16 protein-coding genes and 2 pseudogenes are annotated in these 21632 nt (G+C 72.9%); 9 read left to right on the top strand and 9 right to left on the bottom strand.

Annotation, left to right across the window (positions count from 1 at the left end; translation table 11 throughout):
* Positions 1–86 precede the first annotated feature (86 nt).
* The 4 genes and pseudogenes from PUR26_RS12260 to PUR26_RS12235 all read left to right on the top strand — a co-directional run bounded on the left by PUR26_RS12260 (position 87) and on the right by PUR26_RS12235 (position 6217).
* Positions 87–992 carry an oxygenase MpaB family protein gene (locus PUR26_RS12260; RefSeq protein ID WP_329871991.1) on the top strand — a complete coding sequence of 302 codons (906 nt, stop codon included), beginning with the start codon at positions 87–89 and terminating at the stop codon, positions 990–992.
* Positions 974–3367 carry a tetratricopeptide repeat protein gene (locus PUR26_RS34675; protein WP_443077047.1) on the top strand — a complete coding sequence of 798 codons (2394 nt, stop codon included), beginning with the start codon at positions 974–976 and terminating at the stop codon, positions 3365–3367. Before PUR26_RS12260 ends, PUR26_RS34675 begins: the two co-directional genes overlap by 19 nt.
* Before the next feature lie 81 nt (positions 3368–3448).
* Positions 3449–4992, top strand: a pseudogene (locus tag PUR26_RS12240) (phytoene desaturase family protein).
* A 163-nt stretch (positions 4993–5155) separates the two neighbouring features.
* Complete coding sequence (locus PUR26_RS12235) at positions 5156–6217, top strand: LacI family DNA-binding transcriptional regulator (protein WP_329871989.1); 1062 nt, start codon at positions 5156–5158, stop codon at positions 6215–6217.
* Positions 6218–6268: 51 nt separating this feature from the next.
* Here the strand turns inward: PUR26_RS12235 and PUR26_RS12230 are convergent, their stop codons facing one another.
* Complete coding sequence (locus tag PUR26_RS12230) at positions 6269–7186, bottom strand: hypothetical protein (RefSeq protein ID WP_329871987.1); 918 nt, start codon at positions 7184–7186, stop codon at positions 6269–6271.
* A 247-nt stretch (positions 7187–7433) separates the two neighbouring features.
* Here PUR26_RS12230 and PUR26_RS12225 point away from each other — a divergent pair, with 247 nt between their 5' ends.
* Positions 7434–7730: a DUF2087 domain-containing protein gene (locus PUR26_RS12225; protein WP_329871985.1), complete on the top strand. Its 297-nt coding sequence runs from the start codon at positions 7434–7436 to the stop codon at positions 7728–7730.
* Positions 7731–7872: 142 nt separating this feature from the next.
* Here PUR26_RS12225 and PUR26_RS12220 read toward each other — a convergent pair whose 3' ends face one another.
* Entirely contained in the window at positions 7873–9378 is a 1506-nt protein-coding gene (locus tag PUR26_RS12220; RefSeq protein WP_329871983.1) for an MFS transporter, read from the bottom strand.
* Between the two features lie 116 nt (positions 9379–9494).
* Here PUR26_RS12220 and PUR26_RS12215 point away from each other — a divergent pair, with 116 nt between their 5' ends.
* On the top strand, positions 9495–10115 hold the full coding sequence (locus tag PUR26_RS12215; RefSeq protein ID WP_329871981.1) for a TetR/AcrR family transcriptional regulator: 621 nt from the start codon (positions 9495–9497) through the stop codon (positions 10113–10115).
* Positions 10116–10285: 170 nt separating this feature from the next.
* On the opposite strand, the gene PUR26_RS12210 is transcribed toward PUR26_RS12215, so the two are convergent.
* Both PUR26_RS12210 and PUR26_RS12205 read right to left on the bottom strand, forming a co-directional pair.
* A complete protein-coding gene (locus PUR26_RS12210) occupies positions 10286–10477 on the bottom strand; it encodes an antitoxin (RefSeq protein WP_329871979.1) in 192 nt (63 codons plus the stop codon).
* Positions 10478–10660: 183 nt separating this feature from the next.
* The gene (locus PUR26_RS12205) at positions 10661–12496 is read right to left on the bottom strand and encodes a serine hydrolase (protein ID WP_329871977.1); all 1836 of its coding nucleotides are present in this window, start codon (positions 12494–12496) and stop codon (positions 10661–10663) included.
* A 331-nt stretch (positions 12497–12827) separates the two neighbouring features.
* Here PUR26_RS12205 and PUR26_RS12200 point away from each other — a divergent pair, with 331 nt between their 5' ends.
* Entirely contained in the window at positions 12828–13931 is a 1104-nt protein-coding gene (locus PUR26_RS12200; protein WP_329871975.1) for a calcium:proton antiporter, read from the top strand.
* A gap of 14 nt (positions 13932–13945) precedes the next feature.
* Here the strand turns inward: PUR26_RS12200 and PUR26_RS12195 are convergent.
* Positions 13946–14170, bottom strand: a pseudogene (locus tag PUR26_RS12195) (penicillin acylase family protein); the annotation flags it as partial.
* A 175-nt stretch (positions 14171–14345) separates the two neighbouring features.
* On the opposite strand from PUR26_RS12195, the gene PUR26_RS12190 reads away from it, so the two are divergent.
* Positions 14346–15851, top strand: coding sequence for a fatty acyl-CoA synthetase (locus PUR26_RS12190; RefSeq protein ID WP_329871974.1), 1506 nt, complete (start codon positions 14346–14348; stop codon positions 15849–15851).
* On the opposite strand, the gene PUR26_RS12185 is transcribed toward PUR26_RS12190, so the two are convergent.
* The gene (locus PUR26_RS12185; RefSeq protein WP_329871972.1) at positions 15838–16650 is read right to left on the bottom strand and encodes an ATP-grasp domain-containing protein; all 813 of its coding nucleotides are present in this window, start codon (positions 16648–16650) and stop codon (positions 15838–15840) included. The two genes, PUR26_RS12190 and PUR26_RS12185, sit on opposite strands and share 14 nt — an antisense overlap.
* Positions 16651–16931: 281 nt before the next feature.
* Here PUR26_RS12185 and PUR26_RS12180 point away from each other — a divergent pair, with 281 nt between their 5' ends.
* Positions 16932–17576 carry a glyoxalase gene (locus tag PUR26_RS12180; protein ID WP_329871971.1) on the top strand — a complete coding sequence of 215 codons (645 nt, stop codon included), beginning with the start codon at positions 16932–16934 and terminating at the stop codon, positions 17574–17576.
* A 132-nt stretch (positions 17577–17708) separates the two neighbouring features.
* Here PUR26_RS12180 and PUR26_RS12175 read toward each other — a convergent pair whose 3' ends face one another.
* The 3 genes from PUR26_RS12175 to paaK form a co-directional block, all read right to left on the bottom strand.
* Complete coding sequence (locus tag PUR26_RS12175) at positions 17709–18797, bottom strand: glutamate--cysteine ligase 2 (RefSeq protein WP_329871969.1); 1089 nt, start codon at positions 18795–18797, stop codon at positions 17709–17711.
* Positions 18798–18930: 133 nt separating this feature from the next.
* Positions 18931–19938: a polyphosphate kinase 2 gene (gene ppk2 / locus PUR26_RS12170; RefSeq protein ID WP_329871968.1), complete on the bottom strand. Its 1008-nt coding sequence runs from the start codon at positions 19936–19938 to the stop codon at positions 18931–18933.
* A gap of 227 nt (positions 19939–20165) precedes the next feature.
* Positions 20166–21455, bottom strand: a complete 1290-nt coding sequence (gene paaK, locus PUR26_RS12165) for a phenylacetate--CoA ligase PaaK (protein WP_329871966.1) — start codon at positions 21453–21455, stop codon at positions 20166–20168.
* Positions 21456–21632 lie beyond the last annotated feature (177 nt).

Below are 21632 nucleotides of genomic sequence, written 5' to 3'. Positions count from 1 at the left end.
CGGGCGGGATCGGCGACGGATCGGCCCGGCCCGGATCGGCCGGTATCGGCCTGGGTGGGCCGCCGGTGCGGAGGTACCTTCGGACCATGGGTAACAGCCACGCCGCCGCGGACCCGGGCCTCTTCGGTCCGGACTCCGTCACCTGGCAGCTGCACGGCGACCCCATGATGTGGGTCGCGGGCGTCCGGGCCCTCTACCTCCAGGCCCTGCACCCCGGAGCCGTACGCGGAGTCATGATCAACAGTGACTTCATGAAGGACGCCTGGGGCCGTCTGATGCGCACCGCGAGCTTCGTGGGCACCATCAGCTACGGCACGACCGAGGCCGCCGAGAAGGCAGGCGCCCGGGTGCGCAGGATCCACCGCCTGCTCGGCGTCGACGACCCCGAGCTGCTGCTGTGGGTGCACTGCGCCGAGGTGGACTCCTATCTCGACGTCGTGCGCCGCTCGGGCATCGTGGTCGGCGACGCCCAGGCGGACCGCTACATCGACGAACACCGGGAAGCGGCCAGGCTCGTCGGCCTCGACCCCGCGCGGGTGCCCGCCACGGGCGCCGCGCTGGCCGCGTACTTCGACCGGATGCTGCCCGGGCTCACCGCCGGCGACGACGCCCGGACCGTCGACGCGTTCCTGCGCCGCCCCCCGGTCCCCGCCCCGCTCGTCCCCGCGCGCGCCCTGGTCTGGAGGCACGTGGCCGCGCTCGCGTACGACTCCCTGCCGAGCTACGCCCACCGGCTCTACGGCAGGCCCGCCCCGGACCCCGCGACGGTCACCCGACGGCTGATCGTGACCGGCAACACCCTGCGCTGCGTTCCCTCCCGTATCCGCTGGCGACTGCCGCCGCAGCACATCCTCAAAGCCATGGCCCGGCTCGGGCCCGACACCCGCCCGGCCCCGTACAAACTCCGCAGACAGGGCGCCATACTGGACGGGCCGGGGAGGGCGTGGCGAATCGACGGGGGCGACAGCGCGCGATGGGGGAAACCAGGCTGATCCAGGGCCGTTACCGGCTGGAGGAGGTGATCGGGCGCGGCGGCATGGGCGAGGTGTGGCGGGCCGTCGACGAGTCGCTCGGCCGCCGCGTCGCGGTCAAGTGCCTCAAGCCACTGGGACCGCGGCACGACGAGGAGTTCGTCCGCGTACTGCGGGAGCGGTTCCGCCGCGAGGCGCGGGTGGCGGCCGCGCTGCAGCACCGTGGTGTGACCGTCGTCCACGACTTCGGCGAGTCCGAGGGAGTGCTCTACCTGGTCATGGAGCTCCTCGAAGGCCGCAACCTCAGTCAGCTGCTGGAGGACAACAAGCACCATCCGCTGCCCGTCCACGATGTCGTCGACATCGCCGAGCAGGTCGCCGACGCCCTCGCCTACACCCACCGGCAGGGCATCGTCCACCGGGATCTCAAGCCCGCCAACATCATGCGGCTCGGCGACGGAGCGGTGAAGATCTGCGACTTCGGCATAGCGCGACTCGGCGAGGACATCGGCCGCACCTCCCGCCTCACCGGCACGGGCATCGCCATGGGCACCCCGCACTACATGTCACCCGAGCAGATCAGCGGCGGCCACATCGACCACCGCAGCGACCTCTACTCGCTGGGCTGCGTGCTGTACGAGATCGCCACCGGCGTCCCGCCGTTCGACCTGGACGACGCGTGGGCCGTCCTCGTCGGACACCGTGACACCCCGCCGGAGCCGCTGCGTACGCACCGCGCCGAACTGCCCGCCTACTTCGAGCGGATCGTGCTCGACCTGCTGGCCAAGACCCCCGACGGCCGCCCCAGCGACGCCGGCGACCTGCGGCGCCGCATCACAGGCGCTCGCGCCGTACCGGCCCGCGACCCCTTCGCGGCCGATCCGTTCGGCCCCGAACCCTTCACGGCCGACCCCTTCACGACACCGAAGCCCTTCACGCCCGCCCCGCCCGTCACCGCTCCCCGGACCCCCGGCACGCTCCCCGCCCAGGCCCCCGGGCCCGTCGTGACGGTCCCCGGCGCCGCCGATCTCCCGCCCCCCGGACGGCCGGGGCAGCACCCCGTCCGCGCCCCGCGTCTGCCCTCGTGGACCCGGGGCATGACCATCGGCCACAGGGCGGCCGGCCGCGAGGCGCCCCGAGGCGCCTTCCCCGACCCGTCGGCGGGCCTCACGGGGGAGTGGACCGCCGCGCGTCCCCCGCGGGCCGCCCCCGTCGTCGTCCCTCCGCGCCCCGGGCACCCGACGGCGCCGCCCGATGTGCTCACCGCCCTGGCCGGGCGGCACGGCGTGGGCCTGGGCCTCGGCCGTCTGGGCCGCTGGGAGGAGGCCGGCGAGGTGCACCGCGCGGTAGCCGCCGAGCGCGAGCGCGTCCTGGGCCCCGACCACCCCGACACCCTCGCCAGCCGCTACGAGACCGGCTTCGCGCTCAGCCGTACCGGGCACGCGGCGGACGCGCTGCGCGAGTTCGGACGCGTCGCCGAGGGCCGGGGCCGGGTGTTCGGGGCCGACCACCCCGAGACCCTCGCCGCCCGGCAGGAGATGGCGTACGTGCTGGGCCGGCTGGGCCGTCATTCCGAGGCACACCAGGTGTACGCCGCGGTGCTCTCCGGCTGGACGCGTACCGTGGGCGCCGACCATCCCGACACCCTGCGCTGCCGTCACAACCTGGCGTTCAACCTCAGCAGACTGGGGCGGCTGGACGAGTCGTACCGGATGGCCCGCGACGTGGCGGCCGCCCGTGCCGCACTGCTCGGCCCCGAACACCCCGACACCCTGGTCACGCGGTACGAGGTGGCCTACACACTGGGCCTGCTCGGCCGCTGGACCGAGGCGCTCCGTACGTACCGCGAGGTCGCCGCCGCCCGCGCCCACACGCTGGGACCCGATCACCCGGACACCCTCGCCGCCCGCTACGAGGTGGGCATCAGCCTCGGCAGGCTCGGCCTGGGCCACGAGGCACTGGAGCTGTACCGGGACCTCGTCGACGCCCGGGTCCGGGTGCACGGACCGGACGACCCCGAGACCCTGCGGGCCCGGCACGGCCTCGGCGTCAACCTGGGGCGCATGGCCCGCTGGCAGGAGGCCCTCGCCGAATCCCGGGACGTGTGCGCGATCCGTGGGCGCGTGCTGGGACCCGATCACCCGGACACTCTGGTCAGCTGCCGCGAGGTCGCCGTCGGACTGGGCTGGCTGGGGCGCTGGCAGGAGGCGCTCACCGTGTACGAGAGGGTCGCCGAAGCCCGTGACCGGGTGCTGGGCGCCGGCCACCCCGACGCCCTGGCCAGCCGCCACGACCAGGCGCACTGCCTCGAACAGCTGGGCCGCCGGGCCGAGGCGGTCGAGCTGTACCGGCGGGTCGCCGCATCGCGCGAGAAACAGACGTCGCGGGACGGGTGAACCCACGGGGCGCCGCGTGCGGCCGCGTGGGGAAGCGGCCGGCATCTGGAGAGGCCGCCGCGGCCCGTGCTACCAAGAGCCATGACCGTACAGCGCTCGTACGACGCCGTCATCGTCGGCGGCGGCCACAACGGACTGGTCGCCGCCGCCTATCTGGCCCGCGCCGGACGCACCGTCCTCGTCCTGGAGCGCCTGGGCACCACGGGCGGGGCGGCCGTCTCCACCCGGCCCTTCCCCGGGGTGGACGCCCGGCTGTCGCGCTACTCCTACCTGGTGTCCCTGCTGCCGCGGAAGATCGTGCGCGAACTCGGTCTGCGGTTCACCGTCGTCAAGCGCTCCATCTCCTCGTACACCCCGTCGAGCGCCACGGCCGGCCCACCGGACTGCTCGTCGGCGGGGCGCGCACGCGGGACTCCTTCGCCGCGCTCACCGGTTCCGACGCCGAGTACACCGCCTGGCGGCGGTTCTACGCGACGACCGGAAGGGTCGCCGGACGGATCTTCCCCACGCTCACCGAGCCGTTGCCGGACCGTGCGGCGCTGCGTGCCCGGATCGCGGACGACGATGCCTGGCGCATGCTGTTCGAGGAGCCCATCGGCGTCGCCGTCGAGGAGCGCTTCCAGGACGATCTCGTACGCGGCGTGGTGCTGACCGACGCCCTGATCGGCACGTTCGCCGACGCCCACGATCCGTCCCTGCTCCAGAACCGCTGTTTCCTCTACCACGTCATCGGCGGCGGCACGGGGGACTGGGACGTGCCGCTCGGAGGCATGGGCGCGCTCACCGACGCCCTCGCCGACGCCGCGAGGGCCGCGGGCGCCGAGATCGTCACTGGCCACGAGGCCACCCGGATCGAGACCGACGGCCGCACCGCCGAGGTCGCCTTCCGCACCGGATGGAACCAGGGTTCGGTCGCCGCACGGCACGTGCTGGTGGGCGCCTCGCCCCACGCCATGGCCGGCCTGCTCGGCGAGGGGCCACCGCCCCCTGCCGAGGGCGCCCAGCTGAAGGTCAACATGCTGCTGACCCGGCTGCCCGCACTGCGGGACCCCTCCGTCGACCCGCGCGACGCGTTCGCCGGCACGTTCCACATCGCCGAAGGGTACGGACAGCTGGCCACCGCGTACGCCGAGGCCGCCGCCGGGCGGCTGCCGAGCGCCCCGCCCTCGGAGATCTACTGCCACTCGCTGACCGACCCGTCGATCCTCGGCCCCGGGCTCGCCGCGAGCGGGCACCACACCCTGACGCTCTTCGGACTGCACACCCCGGCCGGACTCTTCGCGTCCGACCACGACACGGCACGGGCCGCCCTCCTGAGGGCCACTCTCGCCGAACTCGACGCCCACCTGGCCGAGCCGCTGGCGGACTGCCTCGCGCTCGACGAGGACGGCCGGCCGTGCATCGAGGCGAAGACCCCGCTCGACCTGGAACGCGATCTGCGGCTGCCCGGGGGCCACATCTTCCACCGCGACCTCGCCTTCCCGTACGCGACCGGGTCCACGGGCCGCTGGGGCGTGGAGACGAGCCACCCCAACGTGCTGCTGTGCGGGGCGGGCGCGGTCCGCGGCGGCGGAGTCAGCGGCATCCCCGGCCACAACGCCGCGATGGCGGTGCTGGAGGAGTGACGCCGGAGGGCCGACGCGTGGGCGCGCACCCCCGCGGCGGCCCCGCCGCCCGCCTCGGCTCGCGCACCGCGGCGGCCCCGCCGCTCCGTCGGCCCGGCACCCGCTCGCCGCTCCGGTCCGATCCCGGGAAGGCCCCCGGCGGCCCGGTGCTATAAAGACCGTCATGAGCAGAGAGATCCGGGCGGCGGCCGGCGCGCCCACCCTGGAGGACGTGGCACGCGCGGCCGGGGTCTCACGCGCCACCGTCTCACGGGTCATCAACGGCATCCGCAACGTGGATCCCGCCATCCAGGAGGCCGTGAAGCAGGCCGTCGAAGCCACCGGCTACGCCCCCAACCGGGCGGCCCGCTCCCTGGTCACCCGGCGCGCCGAGACCATAGCCCTGGTCGTCTCCGGCGCGGCGGACGACTCCGAGCCCGAGCGGAGCGCTTTCGCGGGCCGGGTGTTCGCCGATCCGTTCTTCGGCCGCGTGGTGGCGGGCGTCGCGGAGTTCCTCCGGCCCCGCTCGATGTACCCGGTACTGATGTTCGCGGAGACGCCCGCCGACCGCGAGCAGGTCGTGTCGTACCTGCGCCAGGGCAGCGCCGACGGCGCGTTGATCGTCTCGACCCACGCGGACGACCCGCTGCCCGCGCTCCTCGCCTCGGCCGGGCTGCCCGCGGTGCTGTTCGCGCGCCCCTCGACCCCCCTGCCGATGAGCTACGTCGACCTCGCCCACCGGGACGGCGCCCGGCTCGCCGCCGAGCACCTGCTGGCGCGCGGCTGCCGCCGGATCGCGACCATCACGGGGCCGCTGGACCTGCCCGCCGGACAGGAACGGCTCGCCGGGTTCCGCGACGTCATGGCCCGCAACGGATTCCCCCACGTCCCCGTCGCCGAGGGGGCGTTCGATCAGGAGAGCGGCGAGGCGGCGATGGACCGGCTGCTCACCGAGGACCCGGATCTGGACGGCGTGTTCGTGGCGAACGACGTGATGGCGCAGGGCGCGTGCCACGTCCTGCGGGAGAGGGGCCGGAGAATCCCCGAGGACGTGGCCGTCGTCGGCTTCGACGACAGTGCGGTGGCCCCCGCCTGCCGGCCGCCGCTGACCACCGTGCGCCAGCCCGTGGAGGAGATGGCCGCCGAGATGGCCCGGCTGCTCCAGAACCACATCGAACAGCCCGGCCGGGCCGAGGCGCTGTCGGTCATCTTCGAACCGGAACTCGTCGTGCGGGAGTCGGCGTAGGGGCGACGCCTCCCGGTGCTCCGGCTCCGGCCGGATCCTCACGGCCCTCCGCTACGCCCTGCCCCCGGGGCTGATCGACGAACTCTTGTGGCAGGTGACGGTCGGACCGGCCAGGACCCTCCGGGCGCCGAACTCCTGCCCTCCGGACTCCCAGTGGCCGAGCTTCGAGACGATGCCGGTGCAGGCGCCCTTGACGGTGACCCGGACGAGCACGGTGAGCGGGCGGCCGGGCCGCAGATCGGTGAGAGCGCAGTCCAGCGCGTGCGTGCCGCGCACGGGGGCCGCCTGGCCGCCCGGCGGGGGATTGACGCACCGGGCGTCGGGCGAGACCAGTTCCACGCCCGAGCCCTGTTCACCGGTCAGCCCGAACCGTGCGCCCGGGTCGGCCTGTTCGCTCAGCCGTGTGACCGTGTACCTCAGGGTGGTCGTGGCGCCGGCGGCCACCGTGCCCGGCGTGACCTCGACACGGTGCGTCGGCTCGGCCTTCCGCTCAGCGAAGTCCAGAGTGGCGCGCACCCGGCCGCGCAGATCGACCCCCACGGAACGCACCTGGACGACGACGCCGAAGTGATAGGTGCCGGGGCCCGGGTACTCGGCCCGTTCGCCCCCGAGGTCGCCGGCCGCCGCCACCGAGCCGTCGTCGCGCCGCGCCGTCCATGTGCCGGTCGTCCGGCAAAGGGTGTCGTGCCCCCTGCCTCCGTCCCGGCGGCAGGTCGCCGGAGCCGTGACGGACATGACGGAGTCGTTGCCGCTGACACACACCCCGACCTCGGCCGCCTGGCCGCGCGGGCCCTGCAACGTCGCCCCGGGGGCACAGCGCGTCACCTCGACGGCCCGTGCCGGCGGAGCGGCCGGGCGCGGTACCAGGGACGCGCGGGCGGTACCGGTGGGGGTGCCCGCCACGGCCGCCGCGCACAGCAGCGCCGACAGCGCCGTCACCGTGAGCAGCTCGCGGGCTCTGCGGCTCACCCTGCCTCCCAGGTCCTCGGCGGGCGCCCATGGCCCTCCCGGCGGTTGATGCTGCGGGGAGGCCGGGGCGGAGGGAACTCCCCACGCGGGGACCGGGCCGAAACCGGTACGACATTTCACCCGTCCGGCGGCAGCGCACATCTCCCCGACGGATCGCGGCGCGTCGCGTCGATCGCGCCGCCGACGGGCGGGCCCCGGCGGCGAAAAGACGTTGTCCGTGGACCGGGGGAGTGCCAGGCTTCCCGCCATGTCGGAAAACAGAACCAGTACCGCCCACGATGTGTCCGCCCTGTTCTCCCAGGGGCGCCTGACAGTGATCCCGCGCAGGACGGCCCGGCGTGAGCAACTGCTCGTCCACCTCGCGCGGACGCTTTTCGAAGCGGACCGGACATACAGCGAAGGCGACGTCAACGAGGCGCTGCTCGCCGTGCACGACGACTCCGCCGCGCTGCGCCGGTATCTGGTCGAGGCGGGACTGCTCGTCCGGACCAAGGACGGCAGCAGCTACCACCGGGCGGATCAGGTGTCGTCCGCCCTGGCCTGATCCCTCGTCGCACCCGCGCAGGGTGCGGCCGAGCGGTCTTCGTCGTGCGATCGGCGACGCTCCGCCGGCCCGCCGGCCGCGGGTGGCGGAGCGTCGCCCCGCGTCCTGACGGCGCGATCGCGTCGGATCGCGACGCGTCCGGTCAGGCGGCCTCGGCGGGCACGGGGGAACCGTCGGGAGCGGCTGCCGGCGCGGCGGCCTCCCGGCGGGGAGGGGCCAGGGCGACGGCGATGGCCACCGCGCCGATCGCGCAGACGGCGGCAGTTCCGTACAGCGCGATGTGCAGGGCATCGGTGAACCCGGCGGCCAGTAGACCGGAGGCGCCCCCGGACAGGTCGCCCGCGGCGACCCGCGCGGCCAGTTCGGGGGAGCCGACCCGGGTGCCGATCAGACTGACCAGGACGGCGCCGAACACGGCGATGACGATGGCCTCGCTGCCGATGCGCATGGTGTTGAGGAACCCGGTGGCCATTCCGGCGCGCTCGGGCTCGACGAGACTCATCGCCATCCCGTCACCCACACCGAACGACAACCCGGCGCCCAGCCCGACCAGCAGCAGGGGACCGGCGATGACAAGGATGCCGGTGGACGGGCCGATCACGGTGAGCCACGCGTTGCCGACGGCGAACATCGCCAGCGACAGCGTGATCAGCAGCCGGGGCGACACACCCCGGTTGACCAGCGCGCCGGCCAGCGGCGGGGCCAGCAGCACCGGAGCGGTCATCAGCAGCAGCACCGTGCCCGCGCGCTGGGCGGAGAATCCGCCGGCACCCACCAGATACGTGGGCAGATAGGTCAGCAGCGTCACGAAACCGAAGGTCGTCACCACCGGCACCATGCACAGTGCCAGGAACCGGCGGTTCCTCACCAGCGACAGGTCCAGCAGCGGGTTGGCGGAACGCGACTGCATCACGACGAAGGCCACCAGCGCCCCCAGGCCCGCGGCCAGCAGCACCAGCACGCCGGGGCTCGCCCAGCCCCACTCGGGGCCCTGGACGGCGCCCAGCACCAAGGCTCCCAGCCCGGTGACGAACACCACCGCTCCGGCCACGTTCAGCCGCGGGCGCTGCGGAGCGCGGGACTCGGCGACGAAACCGATACCGGCCAGCGCCACCAGCACCAGTACGGAGTGCAGGCCGAAGGTGGCGCGCCAGCCCAGCGCGCTGACCAGCCAGCCCGAGAGGGTCGGCCCGGCGGCCAGACCGAGCCCGGCGGCACTGCCGAGGGCCGCGAACGCGCGGGTGCGCTCGGCACCGTCGAAGGCGGTGGCCAGGATCGCGCCACCGCTGGCGAACACCCCCGCCGCGCCGATGCCGGACAGGGCACGGGCGAAGTCGAGCAGAACGATGCCGGGAGCGGCTGCCGCGGCGATCGAGCCGGCAGCGAAGACCGCCGCGCCGGTCGCGAAGATCCGGCGGCGGCCCACCAGGTCGGCCGTGGAGCCCGCGACCAGCATGAACGAGGCGAACGTCAGGTTGTAGGCGTTCATGACCCATTGCAGCGGTGCGCCGGCGGTGTGCAGGTCACCACCGATGTCGGGCAACGCGACGGCTGCTCCGGAGATGGACATCGGCACGGTGACGAAGGCCAGGAGCACCACCGCCAGCGTGATCGCCGGCCGGGAGCGGCCCGTAGGGGCAGTAGTCACGAGTTGAGGCTCCTTCAGGAGACGTTCGACAGCCGCGGTCGGCCACTGAGGCGACAGTGCCACTGAGTGGCATTAGCCGTCAAGGCGCAACAGCGCCCCGGTGGTAGTCTCGTGCTGTGAGTGATGATCTGCGCGTCCTGCCCTTGCGCGAACGGAAGAAGCTGCGCACCCGCGGGGCTCTGTCCGAGACCGCACTCCGCCTGTTCACCGAACGCGGATACGACGCCACCACGCTGGACGACCTGTGCGATGTGGTGGAGGTGTCCAAGCGGACCTTCTTCAGGAACTACCGCTCCAAGGAGGACGTCGCGCTCGCCTGCGACAGCGACCTGTGGTCGTCCTACCTGGACTGCGTCGCCACCCTGGAGATGACGGGCCCGCTCCTCGACGCCCTCCGCGCAGCACTGCACACCACCTTGACGGCCATGGACCCTGACTGGGACCGCCGCTTCCTGGCCACCCGGGAGCTGTCGGAGGGCGTCCCCGCCCTGCAGGCGCACAGCCTGGGCTACTGCCAGGACACCACTCGGGCCATCGTCGAAACCCTGAACGGCCGGGCCGGCGAGGACGTCAACGAGGTGCGCCTCCGTCTGACCGTGGAGATCTTCGTGGCGGCCTGGCGCACGGCTTCGCTGCGCTGGACGGCACTGGGCGGCGACGGAGGCCGCGACGGCCTGACGGAACTGGTCGAGGAGACCTTCGCCGAGCTCCCGGCCGCACTCACCAGCCCCGCCTAGGGAGCGTCCGGAAAGTATCGGCGCCCGTCCGGAGGACGGGGGGCGGCGGCGTCACGGCTTCTCCGCCTCGGCAAGGCGCGTGAGCGTCCTGGCACGGCGAAGCCCCGGCAGTTCCACAGGGGACTGTCGGGGCGCCGGTCCGGGGCTGTCCGCGCGCCGGGGCCGGCCGGTCAGCGCTGAGGCGGCTCCTTGTTCGGGTCGGTGCCGTACTGCTCGCGGAGCTTCTCCTGGGCTGTGTCGACATGGCCCTTGTACTTGCCCTGGGTCCGGTCGTCGACGAAGTCGCCTGTCTTGTCGACGCCCTTGCTCGTCTGACTCTCGTGGCCCTTGAGCATCTGCTTGAGCTTGTCCATCATGGACATGAAGTCTTCCTCCTCGCCGAGTGACCCCCTCCCCTTCAGTCTCACCGCCGGGCGCGGGGTTCGCCATCCGGGCCGTGGCGGGGCCATCCCCCCTGTTGAGGGGCTTGCGACCGCCCCTTGGGAGCAGGGGGGACCTTGTCCCGCAGCGATGCGCGGCCCCAGCTCGTTCCGGCCCGGCGCCGGTCAGTCCTCCGAGGCGATCCAGCCCCGCGCGTCGATCCGGGACGCGTCCGGGGGACGGCTCTCGTCGAAGAGCGTGCGGTGTCCGTCGCGGACGCGGATGCCGTTCACGTACACGCCGCGCCCCACGTACAGCTGGTCGGTGGTGTACCGCCAGCGCAGTCGTACCGCCGTGTCGCGCCAGGGGGTCAGATCGGCCTCCAGCCGGTGCCAGACGCGTCCCGACCAGCCCGTCACCGTCCCGGCCCGGTGGAGCCGGGGCGGCTGCCCGGCCCGTACGGTCGTGAACGGCACCGGTTGCCATGCCGCCCCGTCGTCCGCCGTCGCCTCCAGGGCGACGGTGTCCGCGACCGGTTCGGTGTCCCACCACAGGAAGCAGCGCAGCCGGGCGCGCGAGGAGCGCGGCGTGAGGGCGGGCAGGGCGAGGGTCGCCGTCGAGCCGCCCGCCATGCCCGCGAACCAGGCGGTGCGGCCGCGCGCGGGGCGCACGGCCACGGCACGCGCCAGGTTGTTGGCGGCGGCCACCCGCGGCGCGGACCCGGAGCGCCAGCCGCGTACGGGATGCACCGAGTTGCCGAGGATCACGAGGAAGGAGTCGCTGACCGGGTCGAGGACCAGACTCGTGCCCGTGAAGCCGGTGTGACCCGCGGTGCGCGGGGTGGCCATGGCACCCATGTACCAGTGCTGGTGGAGCTCGAACCCCAGGCCGTGCTCGTCGCCGGGGAACGCGGTGTTGAAATCGGTGAACATGAGCTCCACCGAGGCCGGTCGCAGGATCCGGGCGCCTCCGTACACACCGCCGTTGAGGAGGGTACGGGCGAGGATCGCGAGGTCCCAGGCGCACGAGAACACCCCCGCGTGGCCCGCGACCCCGCCGAAGCCGTACGCGTTCTCGTCGTGCACCTCGCCCCACACCATGCCGCGGTCGAGTCCGGACCAGGGGGGCCGGGCGTCCTCGGTGGCGGCGATCCCCGGTTTCCAGGACGCGGGCGGATTGAAGCGGGTGCGGCGCATTCCGAGCGGATCGGTGATCTCGTCCCGGAGCAGCGCGTCCAGGGGGCGGCCGGTGATCTCCTCCAGGATCAGCTGCAGCGAGATCAGATTGAGGTCCGAATAGAGGTACGCGGTTCCCGGTGGACTCGCCGGGACCTCGTTCCACAGCAGCCGCAGCCTGCCTTCCCGTGTGGGCTCCTTGTACAGCGGGATCCAGGCGCGGAAGCCGGAGGTGTGGGTGAGCAGCTGGCGTACCGTGACGTCCTGCTTTCCGCCGCCCCCGAACTCCGGCAGATACGCGGTGACCTTCTCCTCCAGCCCCAGTGCTCCCCGCTCGATCTGCTGGACGGCGAGGATCGCGGTGAAGAGCTTGGAGACGGACGCCAGGTCGAACACCGTGTCCTCGGCCATCGGGATCCGCTGCCCGGCGGGGAGCTCCACCCCCGTGCCGGTCCGCTCGTCGTACGCCGAGTAGCGCACCGCGTAGCCGATCGCCCGGTGCAGTGCCACCGTGCCGCCCCGTCCCGCGAGCAGCACCGCCCCCGCGTACCAGGGGTGCTTGGGGGAGGGGGCCAGGAAGCGTTCGGCGTCGGTGACCAGCCGGTCGAGGTGTTCGGGAAGCAGACCGGCCCGCTCGGCGGGGCCCCTGCGCAGCGTGGGCCGGGAGCCCCGCGCGCCGCCCGGTCCTGCGCCGGGGTCAGGAACCGTCCCGGCTTCCGGCCCCTCGGCGGCGACGGCCCCCGGAGTCGAACCGATCATCAGCGCGCCTCCCAGGGCCATCACTCCACCGCTGAGCCGACGGCGGCTGATCCCCTTGCCCGTCCGGTCCCACGTGCCCTCGGTCATCCTCACCCTCCCTGAAAGAATCCTTCGGACGCACCCGCAACACGTGAAACCTTCTTACCGTGACTTTCGTGCGGTGACAGTGGCCCGTCAAGGCGGTCGCATGACCTGATGCGGTATCAGGGAGGCCCGCCCCACCCGTCGCCGCTGTGACGTCCGCACCCCGCGAGCGGGCGGCGCGGAAGGCGGGACCGCGTGTGCCCGGGCCCGCCATGCCGCTGTGCCACCGCTGTCCGCCGGCCGCGCCCTCCGTGCCGCCGGAGCCGCGGGCCCGGCCGCTCCCTTGGCCCAGCACACCGCGCGAGCCGCTCGGCGCTCTGGCAGCGTGGCCCGCATGAGCACCGGCCCGGCAGGAGTGATGCGGCAGTGGACGACCTGGACCCCGGTCCTCGCGCTGGCCGTCCTCGCGTCGGGATGGGGCCGCGACCTGCCGGGTCCGCTCGTCGCCGTCGTGGCCCTGTTCCTGGTCGGATCGGTACTCGCGGCCGTGCACCACGCCGAGGTCGTCGCGCACCGGGTGGGCGAACCCTTCGGCTCACTCGTCCTCGCGGTCGCCGTCACCGTCATCGAGGTCGGCCTCATCGTCATGCTGATGGCAGGCGGCGGCGACAAGGTCTCCACCTACGCCCGCGACACCGTCTTCGCCGCCGTCATGATCACCTGCAACGGCATCGTCGGCCTGTCCGTCCTGGTCTCGGCCGTACGCACCCGGGTGGCCGTCTTCAACGCCGAGGGCTCGGGCGGCGCACTCGCCACGGTGACCACACTCGCCACCATGACGCTGGTGCTGCCCACGTTCACCACCAGCCAGCCGGGCCCTGAATTCACCGGAGTCCAGCTGGCCTTCGCGGCCGGTGCCTCGCTCTGCCTGTACGCGGTCTTCGTCGCCGTACAGACCGTCCGCCACCGCGACTACTTCCTGCCCGTGGCACGCGACGGCGAAGGCCTCACCGACCCCGACGAGCACGCCCCGCCGCCCACCCTCCGGGAGACCTGGTGGAGTCTCGTCCTCCTCCTGCTGGCCCTGGTCGCCGTCGTCGGCAACGCCAAACTCATCTCACCGGCCATCGAATCGGGCGTGGAGTCGGCCGGCCTGCCCAACGCGGTCGTGGGTGTGGTGATCGCGCTGATGGTGCTGCTGCCCGAGACCCTCGCCGCCGTACGTGCCGCGCGCCGCGACCGCGTCCAGACCAGTCTCAATCTGGCGTACGGCTCCGCCATCGCCAGCATCGGTCTCACGATCCCGGCGATCGCGCTCGCCTCCATCTGGCTCTCCGGTCCCCTCGTCCTGGGCCTGGGCGCCCTCCACATGGTGCTGCTCGTGCTCACCGCCGTGGTGAGCGCCCTGACCGTGGTGCCCGGACGGGCCACCCTGCTGCAGGGCGGCGTGCATCTGGTGATCTTCGCCGCCTTCGTGTTCCTCTCGTTCAGCCCCTGAGGCGGCCAGTTCCGCATCCGCACCACCCTCAGGGAGCGATCGGCCAGGATGTCCCGCTCGCGGAACCTGGCGCGCACCCACCGCTCATCCGCGTACAGCGCGGTCCGGTCCCGGTAGTGCGGCGAGCCGGGGCAGGAGGACTGCGCGTACGTCAGCAGGGTCCGGGCCACCGGGCGGCGGCCGCCGTCCCAGCCGGCCGCCTGGATGTGGCCGGACCCCTGGGCCACCTCGGTGCACCCCGGGCGCCCGGTCGGCGAACTGCTGCCGCGGGAGGCCGGTCACCGTCAGCCGGCCCTTCGCCGCCATCGCGGCGACGTCCTCGATACCGCCCCGGGTGCGCGGCGAGCGCGGTGCGGCGACGGGGTCGGCACCCGCGTACTTGACCCCAGAAGCACCGCCGCCCAGGATCGCGCCATGGACCGACTCCTGAGCCGCACCGTCGACGGCGTCCTGCGCCGTTCCGCCCAGCGCACGCCCGACCGCACCGCCGTCCGGTTCGCGGACCGGAGCTGGACCTACGCCGAACTCGACGCGGCCGTGACCACCGCCGCCGCGGTGCTGCGCGGCTACGGGCTCGACGAGTACGACCGGGTCGCCGCCTACGGCCACAACTCCGACGCGTACCTGATCGCCTTCCTGGCCTGCTCACGCGCCGGACTCATCCACGTACCGGTCAACCACCACCTGACCGGCGACGACCTGGCGTACATCCTTCGCCAGTCCGGCAGTTCCCTGGTCCTCGCCGACCCGGAGCTCGCCCCCCGCGTGCCCCGGGAGTTCCCGGTCCGCGCTCTGCGCGACACCGACGACTCACTGCTCGCCGCGCTGGCCGAACCGCAGGAGTACGACGCCGACCGCGACGCCCGCGACCTGGTACAGCTGCTCTACACCTCCGGCACGACGGCCGACCCCAAGGGTGCCCGGATGACCCATCGGGCACTGGTCCACGAGTACGTCAGCGCCATCGACGCCCTGGATCTGAAGGAGAGCGACCGGCCCGTGCACTCGTTGCCCCTCTACCACTCCGCCCAGATGCACGTGTTCCTGTTGCCGTACCTCGCCGTGGGCGCGGAGAACACCATCATCGACGGGCCGGACCCCGGGCGGATCTTCGACCTGGTGGAGGCGGGCGCCGCCGATAGCCTCTTCGCACCGCCCACGGTCTGGATCGGGCTCTCCCACCATCCGCAGTTCGCCACCCGCGATCTGAGCGCCCTGCGCAAGGCCTACTACGGCGCGTCGATCATGCCGGTACCGATCCTGGAACGGCTGCGCGAACGACTTCCCGGGCTGGCCTTCTACAACTGCTTCGGGCAGAGCGAGATCGGCCCCCTCGCCACCGTCCTCGGGCCGGACGAGCACGAAGGCCGGATGGACTCGTGCGGCCGCCCGGTCCGGTTCGTCGAGGCCAAGGTCGTCGACGAGGAGGGTGAGGACGTGCCCGACGGCACCCCCGGCGAGATCGTCTATCGCTCGCCGCAACTGTGCGACGGCTACTGGGACAAGCCCGACGAGACCAAGGCGGCGTTCCGGCGCGGCTGGTTCCGCTCCGGCGATCTCGCCGTGCGCGACGGCGACGGCTACTACACGATCGTCGACCGGGTGAAGGACGTCATCAACTCCGGAGGTGTGCTGGTCGCCTCCCGTCAGGTGGAGGACGCCCTCTACACCCACCCCGCGGTGGCCGAGGCGGCGGTCGTCGGACTGCCGGACGACCGCTGGATCGAGGCGATCACGGCCGTCGTCGTGCCGCGCGGACCGCGCGAGGAGGTCACCGAGGCCGAACTGATCGACCACACCCGCGAACGGCTCGCCCCCTTCAAGGCCCCGAAACACGTCGTGTTCGTGGACGAGCTGCCGCGCAACGCCAGCGGCAAGATCCTCAAGCGCGAGCTGCGCGACCGGCTCACCCGCCCCTGACGGCTCGCTGGAAGCGCCGGTCCCGTGCGGACGCGCGGGCACGCGGACCGGCCGCGCGCAGCACCACGTCCAGGACCCGGTCGGGGTCGGCCGCGTAAGCGTTGCTGAACCACGCCATGTTCGCCTCCACCACGGCCCAGCCCTCGGGGGCCGAGGGCCGCGCGGCACTCAGCAGCCCGACGTCCACCACGACGGCGCTGGGCAGGGTGTCGCCGCAGGCCGCGAGCAGACGCGCCGCGAAGGCGGAGACGGCCTCCCGGTGGCGGTGCCCCTCCACCGGCGACGTGTCGAGACGGCCGAAGGCCGCGTACTGCGAAGCGGCGCGGACCTCGCCGTCCAGGACGAACAGGCGGAACTCCGCCTCCCACGTCACCACCTCGCTGATCAGCACCGGCGTGTCCGCAGGCAGCCCGGGCGCGCTCGGCAGCCGGCCGCCGTCGCTGTACACGGCGGCCGGGAAACTCTTGTCGCTCGGCGGCTTGACGAACACCGGCCGCATCACCCGACGGGCCTCGCCCAAGGTCGTCGCGCTGACACGCCGGCGGGTGAACTCGCTCGGGAGCGCCGCCAACCAGTCGTCCTCGGGCTCCAGCAGCGCGACCGACAGCTCCTCGACGACGCCCGCGGCGAACGCCGGCCCGCCGTAGTAGTGGCCCTCACGACCCTTCGGGACGGCGCCGGCCCCACCGCCGACGGACAGCACGGCGACCTCCAGGCCCCGCCGCCGAGCGGCTCGCGCCAGCAGCTCGCCGGTCGAGGTGTACTGCGGCGAGAGGGCCAGGAAACCGTGCTCGTTCATGATCACCGACCCTGCCATCAGGGCGGGGGAGCGGTCCACGGATTATCCCGGTCCGATACGCCGGCCGCCGGACCCGTCCTCCCGTTCGGGGCCCGGCCTCCGCCGGGGCACCGCAGGCCCGTCCGTGCCGGCCGGTCGCCCCGCTCCGCCACCGCGGCCCCTCGGCGAAAGCACCCGCGACGACGGCTCCTGCCCCTCCGCGCGGGTGCGGACGAAGCCGTGGCAGGACCGGTCAGGAATGGAGAAGCCCTGGCGGCGGGGGAGCCCCTAGCGTGAGGGCCATGGAAACCACCGCGTCCACCAGCTCCCTCGCCTCCGTCACCCTTGAGGTGGCCGACCCCGGGGCCGCACACCGCTTCTACACCGCCTTCGGCGTGGACACGTACATACGCCTGCGAGCGTCCGAGGCGCACTCCACCGGATTCCGCGGCTTCACCCTGGCGCTCACGGTGGCCCGGCCGGCCACCGTCGACGGCTTCTTCGACGCCGCCGTGGACGCGGGCGCCACGGTGCTGAAGCCCGCCGCGAAATCGCTGTGGGGCTACGGGGGCGTCGTCCGGGCGCCGGACGGGACGATCTGGAAGATCGCGACCTCGGCGAAGAAGGACACCGGCCCGGCCACCCGCGAGGTGGACGAGATCGTCCTGCTGCTCGGCGTCGAGGATGTGAAGGCCGGCAGGCAGTTCTACGTCGGCCGGGGCCTGACCGTGGCCAGGAGTTTTGGCGGCAAGTACACCGAGTTCGCCTCCGACGGGGCCGGCCCGGTGAAGCTGGCGCTGTACAAGCGCCGCGGCCTGGCCAAGGATCTCGGTGTTCCCGCCGAGGGCACCGGCTCCCACCGCCTCGTCCTCGGCGGCACCACCGGCCCCTTCACCGACCCGGACGGATTCACCTGGGAGGCCGCCACGTCGTCCGCGCTGTCCTGACCGCCGCCCCGCACTCCTCCCGGCCCGGCCTGCCTCACCCCATGCGAACGGACGACTTCGCAAGATCACCTGTCCGACCGCGTGCCGACGGCGTCGGCAGGATCCCGGCAGGGCCGGCCGGACACCGCCCGGTCAGGCGAGAGTCCGCCGTACGCACTCGGCGACCACATCGCGCAGACTGCCCGTGCGCTTCAGCACGTCACGCTGCACCCGGGCGCCGTTCCCGGTCTTCAGCAGCTCGGCCAGCGACTCCTGCACCAGCACCAGATCGCCGTTGTCCTCCAGGGCGTCGCGTACGTGGTCGAACAGCGCGTGCACGACCGCCTCGGCCGGGGCCGGCCGCATGGTGAGGGGATGGATCAGCTGGTCCTCCAGCCCCGACCTGGCCGCCCGCCATCCCGCGAGCCGCAGCATCCCGACCGTGTGCCGCGCGGGCGGCTCGCCGTCGCTCCACTGGCGCGACGCGGTCTCCACCAGTCCCCGCACCAGCGCGGCCATCAGCACAGTGGTGGAGGCATCCAGGCAGACGTCCGCCACGCGGACCTCGACGGTGGGGTAGGAGTGGGAGAGCCGGGCGTCGAAGTAGATCATCCCCTCGTCCCGCAGCACCCCGCTGCCCACCATCGCGTTCACCTCCTGGAGGTATCGGTCGGCGGTACCGAAGATCTCCACGGGTCCGGCCGACGGCCAGCGCCCCCAGACCTGGCTGCGATAGCTGCCGTACCCGCTGTCGTCCCCCTGCCAGAACGGCGAATTCGCGCTCATCGCCAGCAGCACCGACAACCACGGCCGCATCCGGTCGAGGACCGCGACCCCTTCCTCGTCGGACTCCACGGACACGTGCACATGGCAGCCGCAGGTGAGCTGCTCCTGGGCCGTGAGCCCGAAGTGCTCCTTCAGCCACAGATGCCGCTCGTCCGTCCCGATCGAGGGGCTCACCGGGAGCGGCGACGTCGCCAGCGCGGCGACCGACGCCCCCAGCCCCTCCGCGTGCCGCGCGGCCTCGGACCGCCAGCGCCTGATCTCTTCCGCGAGATCGCCCATCACGGTCTGCGGCCGGGTGGCGAACTCCAGCTGCTGGCGCTGGAGCTCCGCCTCGAAGACCTCCCCGCCGTCACCGTCCCGCGAGGCCGCGGCCAGTATCGCCGCCGACAGCGCCCGCGCGTCTCCGCTCTCGCCGTCCACCAGGAGGAGTTCCTCCTCGACACCCACACTGCGCATCACAAACCGCCCCTCTTGCCGCCGTCCGGCCGGAAGAGGTGTGTCCTGCTCCCGGCCGCTCCGGCTCCGACGCCATCCGGCGCGGCCCTTCACGGGGCCGTCCGGGAGGTCCGTCTGCCCCGGATTCCCCGCCTCACGCCTGGCCCGGCGCCCCTCCCGGGCGTCCGTCCGGCGAGGGCTCCGGGTGGGCACCCGGCCCGTCGGCCCGGTGCGCCAGCGGTGTGGGGGACAGGCCGCTGCTCTCCTCCCCGGGCTCCAGCAGGGTGTCGGCGGCTCCCACGATGAGCGGATCCGGCTCCCCGACCGCCTCGGTGCTCTTGCTGGGGTAGTCGAACCGCGACAGCAGACTGCGCATGGCCTCCAGACGGCCACGCCGCTTGTCGTTGCTCTTCACCACCGTCCAGGGCGCGTGCACGGTGTCGGTGGCACGGAACATGTCGACCTTGGCGGTGGTGTAGTCGTCCCACCGGTCCAACGAGGCGAGGTCGGTGGGGGACAGTTTCCACTGCCGTACCGGATCCACCTGACGGATGGCGAAGCGCGTGCGCTGTTCGCCCTGGGAGACCGAGAACCAGAACTTCACCAGCAGGATGCCGTCCTCCACGAGCATCCGCTCGAAGGCGGGGCACTGGCGCAGGAAGATCTCGTGCTCCTCCTGTGTGCAGAAACCCATGACCCGCTCCACACCGACCCGGTTGTACCAGGACCGGTCGAAGAAGACGATCTCACCGGCCGACGGCAGGTGCGCGACGTAGCGCTGGAAGTACCACTGCGTCGCTTCCCGCTCCGTAGGTTTCTCCAGCGCCACGACCCGGGCACCACGGGGGTTGAGCCGTTCGGTGAAGCGCTGGATGGTCCCGCCCTTGCCGGCGGCGTCCCGGCCCTCGCAGATGACGATCAGCCGCTGCCCGGTGTCCTTGACCCACCGTTGCAGCTTCAGCATCTCGATCTGGAGCACCCGCTTGTGCCGCTCGTACTCACCACGCTTGATCTTCTGGTCGTACGGGTAGTTCTCCTGCCATGTCTTGATCGGCTGACCGGCCCTGTCCAGCAGGACCGGCTGCTCCGGCCTGCTCTCGTCGACGGTCAGGCCCTCCAGCAGGTCGTCGGCCATTTCCCTGTCGTCCCTGCCCTCGCCCATGGCGTCACCACCGTCCCCATCACACCGTGCTTCCCACGCTATGCCTGCATGTGTGCCCCGGCACCGGCGCCCTGCCGCCGACGGCACACCGAAGCCCCGCAGGCGCGGGTTCATGGGTCGGCGTGCCGGTCCGGCGACGCCTCCGCGACGGACGGACCGCGTCCCCGCCACCGGGCGGAGCACGGCGCCCGTCTACCCCGATCACGGGTCCCGACGCCTGCGGATCCTCACGGGGACTGCCGGAGGTCGACGATCCGCTTGATCTTCCCCACCGATCGCTCCAGCGTCTCGGGGTCCACCACCTCCACGGCCACCGACACCCCGATGCCGTCCTTCACGGCGGCCGCGATCGACCGGGCCGCCTCGGCCCGCTGGTCCGGCGAGGCCTCGGGACGCGCCTCGGCGCGCACGGTCAGCGCGTCCAGCCGGCCCTCCCGGGTCAGCCGCAGCTGGAAGTGCGGGGCGACATGCGCGGTACCCAGCACGATCTCCTCGATCTGGGTGGGGAAGAGGTTCACGCCGCGCAGGATCACCATGTCGTCGCTGCGCCCGGTGACCTTCTCCATGCGACGGAACACCCGCGCCGTCCCCGGCAGCAGCCGCGTCAGGTCCCGGGTGCGGTACCGGATGACGGGCATGGCCTCCTTGGTGAGCGAGGTGAACACCAGCTCACCCCGCTCTCCGTCCGCCAGCACCTCACCGGTGAAGGGGTCGACGACCTCGGGGTAGAAGTGGTCCTCCCAGATGTGCAGGCCGTCCTTCGTCTCCACGCACTCCTGGGCGACACCCGGGCCCATCACCTCCGACAGTCCGTATATGTCGACCGCGTCGATGGCGAACCGCTCCTCGATCTCCCGCCGCATCGCCTCCGTCCACGGCTCGGCGCCGAACACGCCCACCCGCAACGAGGTCGACCGCGGGTCGACGCCCTGCCGCTCGAACTCGTCGAGCAGGGTGAGCATGTACGACGGGGTCACCATGATGATCTCGGGACGGAAGTCCTGGATGAGCTGCACCTGGCGTGCCGTCATGCCTCCGGATGCCGGGATGACCGTGCACCCCAGTCGCTCGGCGCCGTAGTGCGCCCCCAGTCCGCCGGTGAACAGTCCGTAGCCGTAGGCGATGTGCACCTTGTGCCCCGGCCGCCCGCCGGCCGCGCGGATCGACCGCGCCACGACGTCGGCCCAGGTGTCCAGGTCGCGGTCGGTGTAGCCGACGACGGTCGGCCGTCCGGTCGTCCCGCTGGACGCGTGGATCCGCCGTACCCGGGACTGCTCCACCGCGAACATCCCGAACGGGTAGTTGTCCCGGAGATCCGTCTTGGCGGTGAACGGGAAGCGGGAGAGGTCCGCGAGCGTTCGGCAGTCCTCGGGCCGGATCCCCGCCGTGTCGAAGGCCTGCCGGTAGAAGCCCACGTTCTCGTACGCGTGGTGCAAGGTGGCCCGCAGACGCTCCAGCTGGAGGGCTTCGAGCTCCGCGCGGCCGAGCCGCTCCCCACGGTCGAGCAGGTCCATCATGCGCCGTTCTCCCGTCCCACGCGGACGACCGATCGTTCGGTCGATCTGCTCCGCTCAGTAATTCAAGGACCCCCGGCACCTGGCAAGGGGGTGACGCCGACTTTCTGGACTGTGCCGCCCGCGGCGCCTCACGCGGGGACCCGGCCGCTCCGGCGGGGCCGCGCACGGCGCCCCGCC

The organism is Streptomyces sp. SP18CS02 (genome assembly GCF_036322365.1).
Lineage (GTDB): Bacteria > Actinomycetota > Actinomycetes > Streptomycetales > Streptomycetaceae > Streptomyces.
This window is presented reverse-complemented; position numbering and strand designations above follow the sequence as displayed.

What these genes read in the sequence shown, in the direction of transcription:
- PUR26_RS12180 (WP_329871971.1), top strand. Translation starts at nt 16,932, where the DNA reads ATGGAAACCACCGCGTCCACCAGCTCCCTCGCCTCCGTCACCCTTGAG.
- PUR26_RS12225 (WP_329871985.1), top strand. Translation starts at nt 7,434, where the DNA reads ATGTCGGAAAACAGAACCAGTACCGCCCACGATGTGTCCGCCCTGTTC.
- PUR26_RS12200 (WP_329871975.1), top strand. Translation starts at nt 12,828, where the DNA reads ATGAGCACCGGCCCGGCAGGAGTGATGCGGCAGTGGACGACCTGGACC.
- PUR26_RS12175 (WP_329871969.1), bottom strand. Translation starts at nt 18,797, where the DNA reads ATGCGCAGTGTGGGTGTCGAGGAGGAACTCCTCCTGGTGGACGGCGAG.
- PUR26_RS12190 (WP_329871974.1), top strand. Translation starts at nt 14,346, where the DNA reads ATGGACCGACTCCTGAGCCGCACCGTCGACGGCGTCCTGCGCCGTTCC.
- PUR26_RS12210 (WP_329871979.1), bottom strand. Translation starts at nt 10,477, where the DNA reads ATGTCCATGATGGACAAGCTCAAGCAGATGCTCAAGGGCCACGAGAGT.
- PUR26_RS34675 (WP_443077047.1), top strand. Translation starts at nt 974, where the DNA reads ATGGGGGAAACCAGGCTGATCCAGGGCCGTTACCGGCTGGAGGAGGTG.
- PUR26_RS12205 (WP_329871977.1), bottom strand. Translation starts at nt 12,496, where the DNA reads ATGACCGAGGGCACGTGGGACCGGACGGGCAAGGGGATCAGCCGCCGT.
- PUR26_RS12235 (WP_329871989.1), top strand. Translation starts at nt 5,156, where the DNA reads ATGAGCAGAGAGATCCGGGCGGCGGCCGGCGCGCCCACCCTGGAGGAC.
- PUR26_RS12260 (WP_329871991.1), top strand. Translation starts at nt 87, where the DNA reads ATGGGTAACAGCCACGCCGCCGCGGACCCGGGCCTCTTCGGTCCGGAC.
- PUR26_RS12185 (WP_329871972.1), bottom strand. Translation starts at nt 16,650, where the DNA reads ATGAACGAGCACGGTTTCCTGGCCCTCTCGCCGCAGTACACCTCGACC.
- ppk2 (WP_329871968.1), bottom strand. Translation starts at nt 19,938, where the DNA reads ATGGGCGAGGGCAGGGACGACAGGGAAATGGCCGACGACCTGCTGGAG.
- paaK (WP_329871966.1), bottom strand. Translation starts at nt 21,455, where the DNA reads ATGATGGACCTGCTCGACCGTGGGGAGCGGCTCGGCCGCGCGGAGCTC.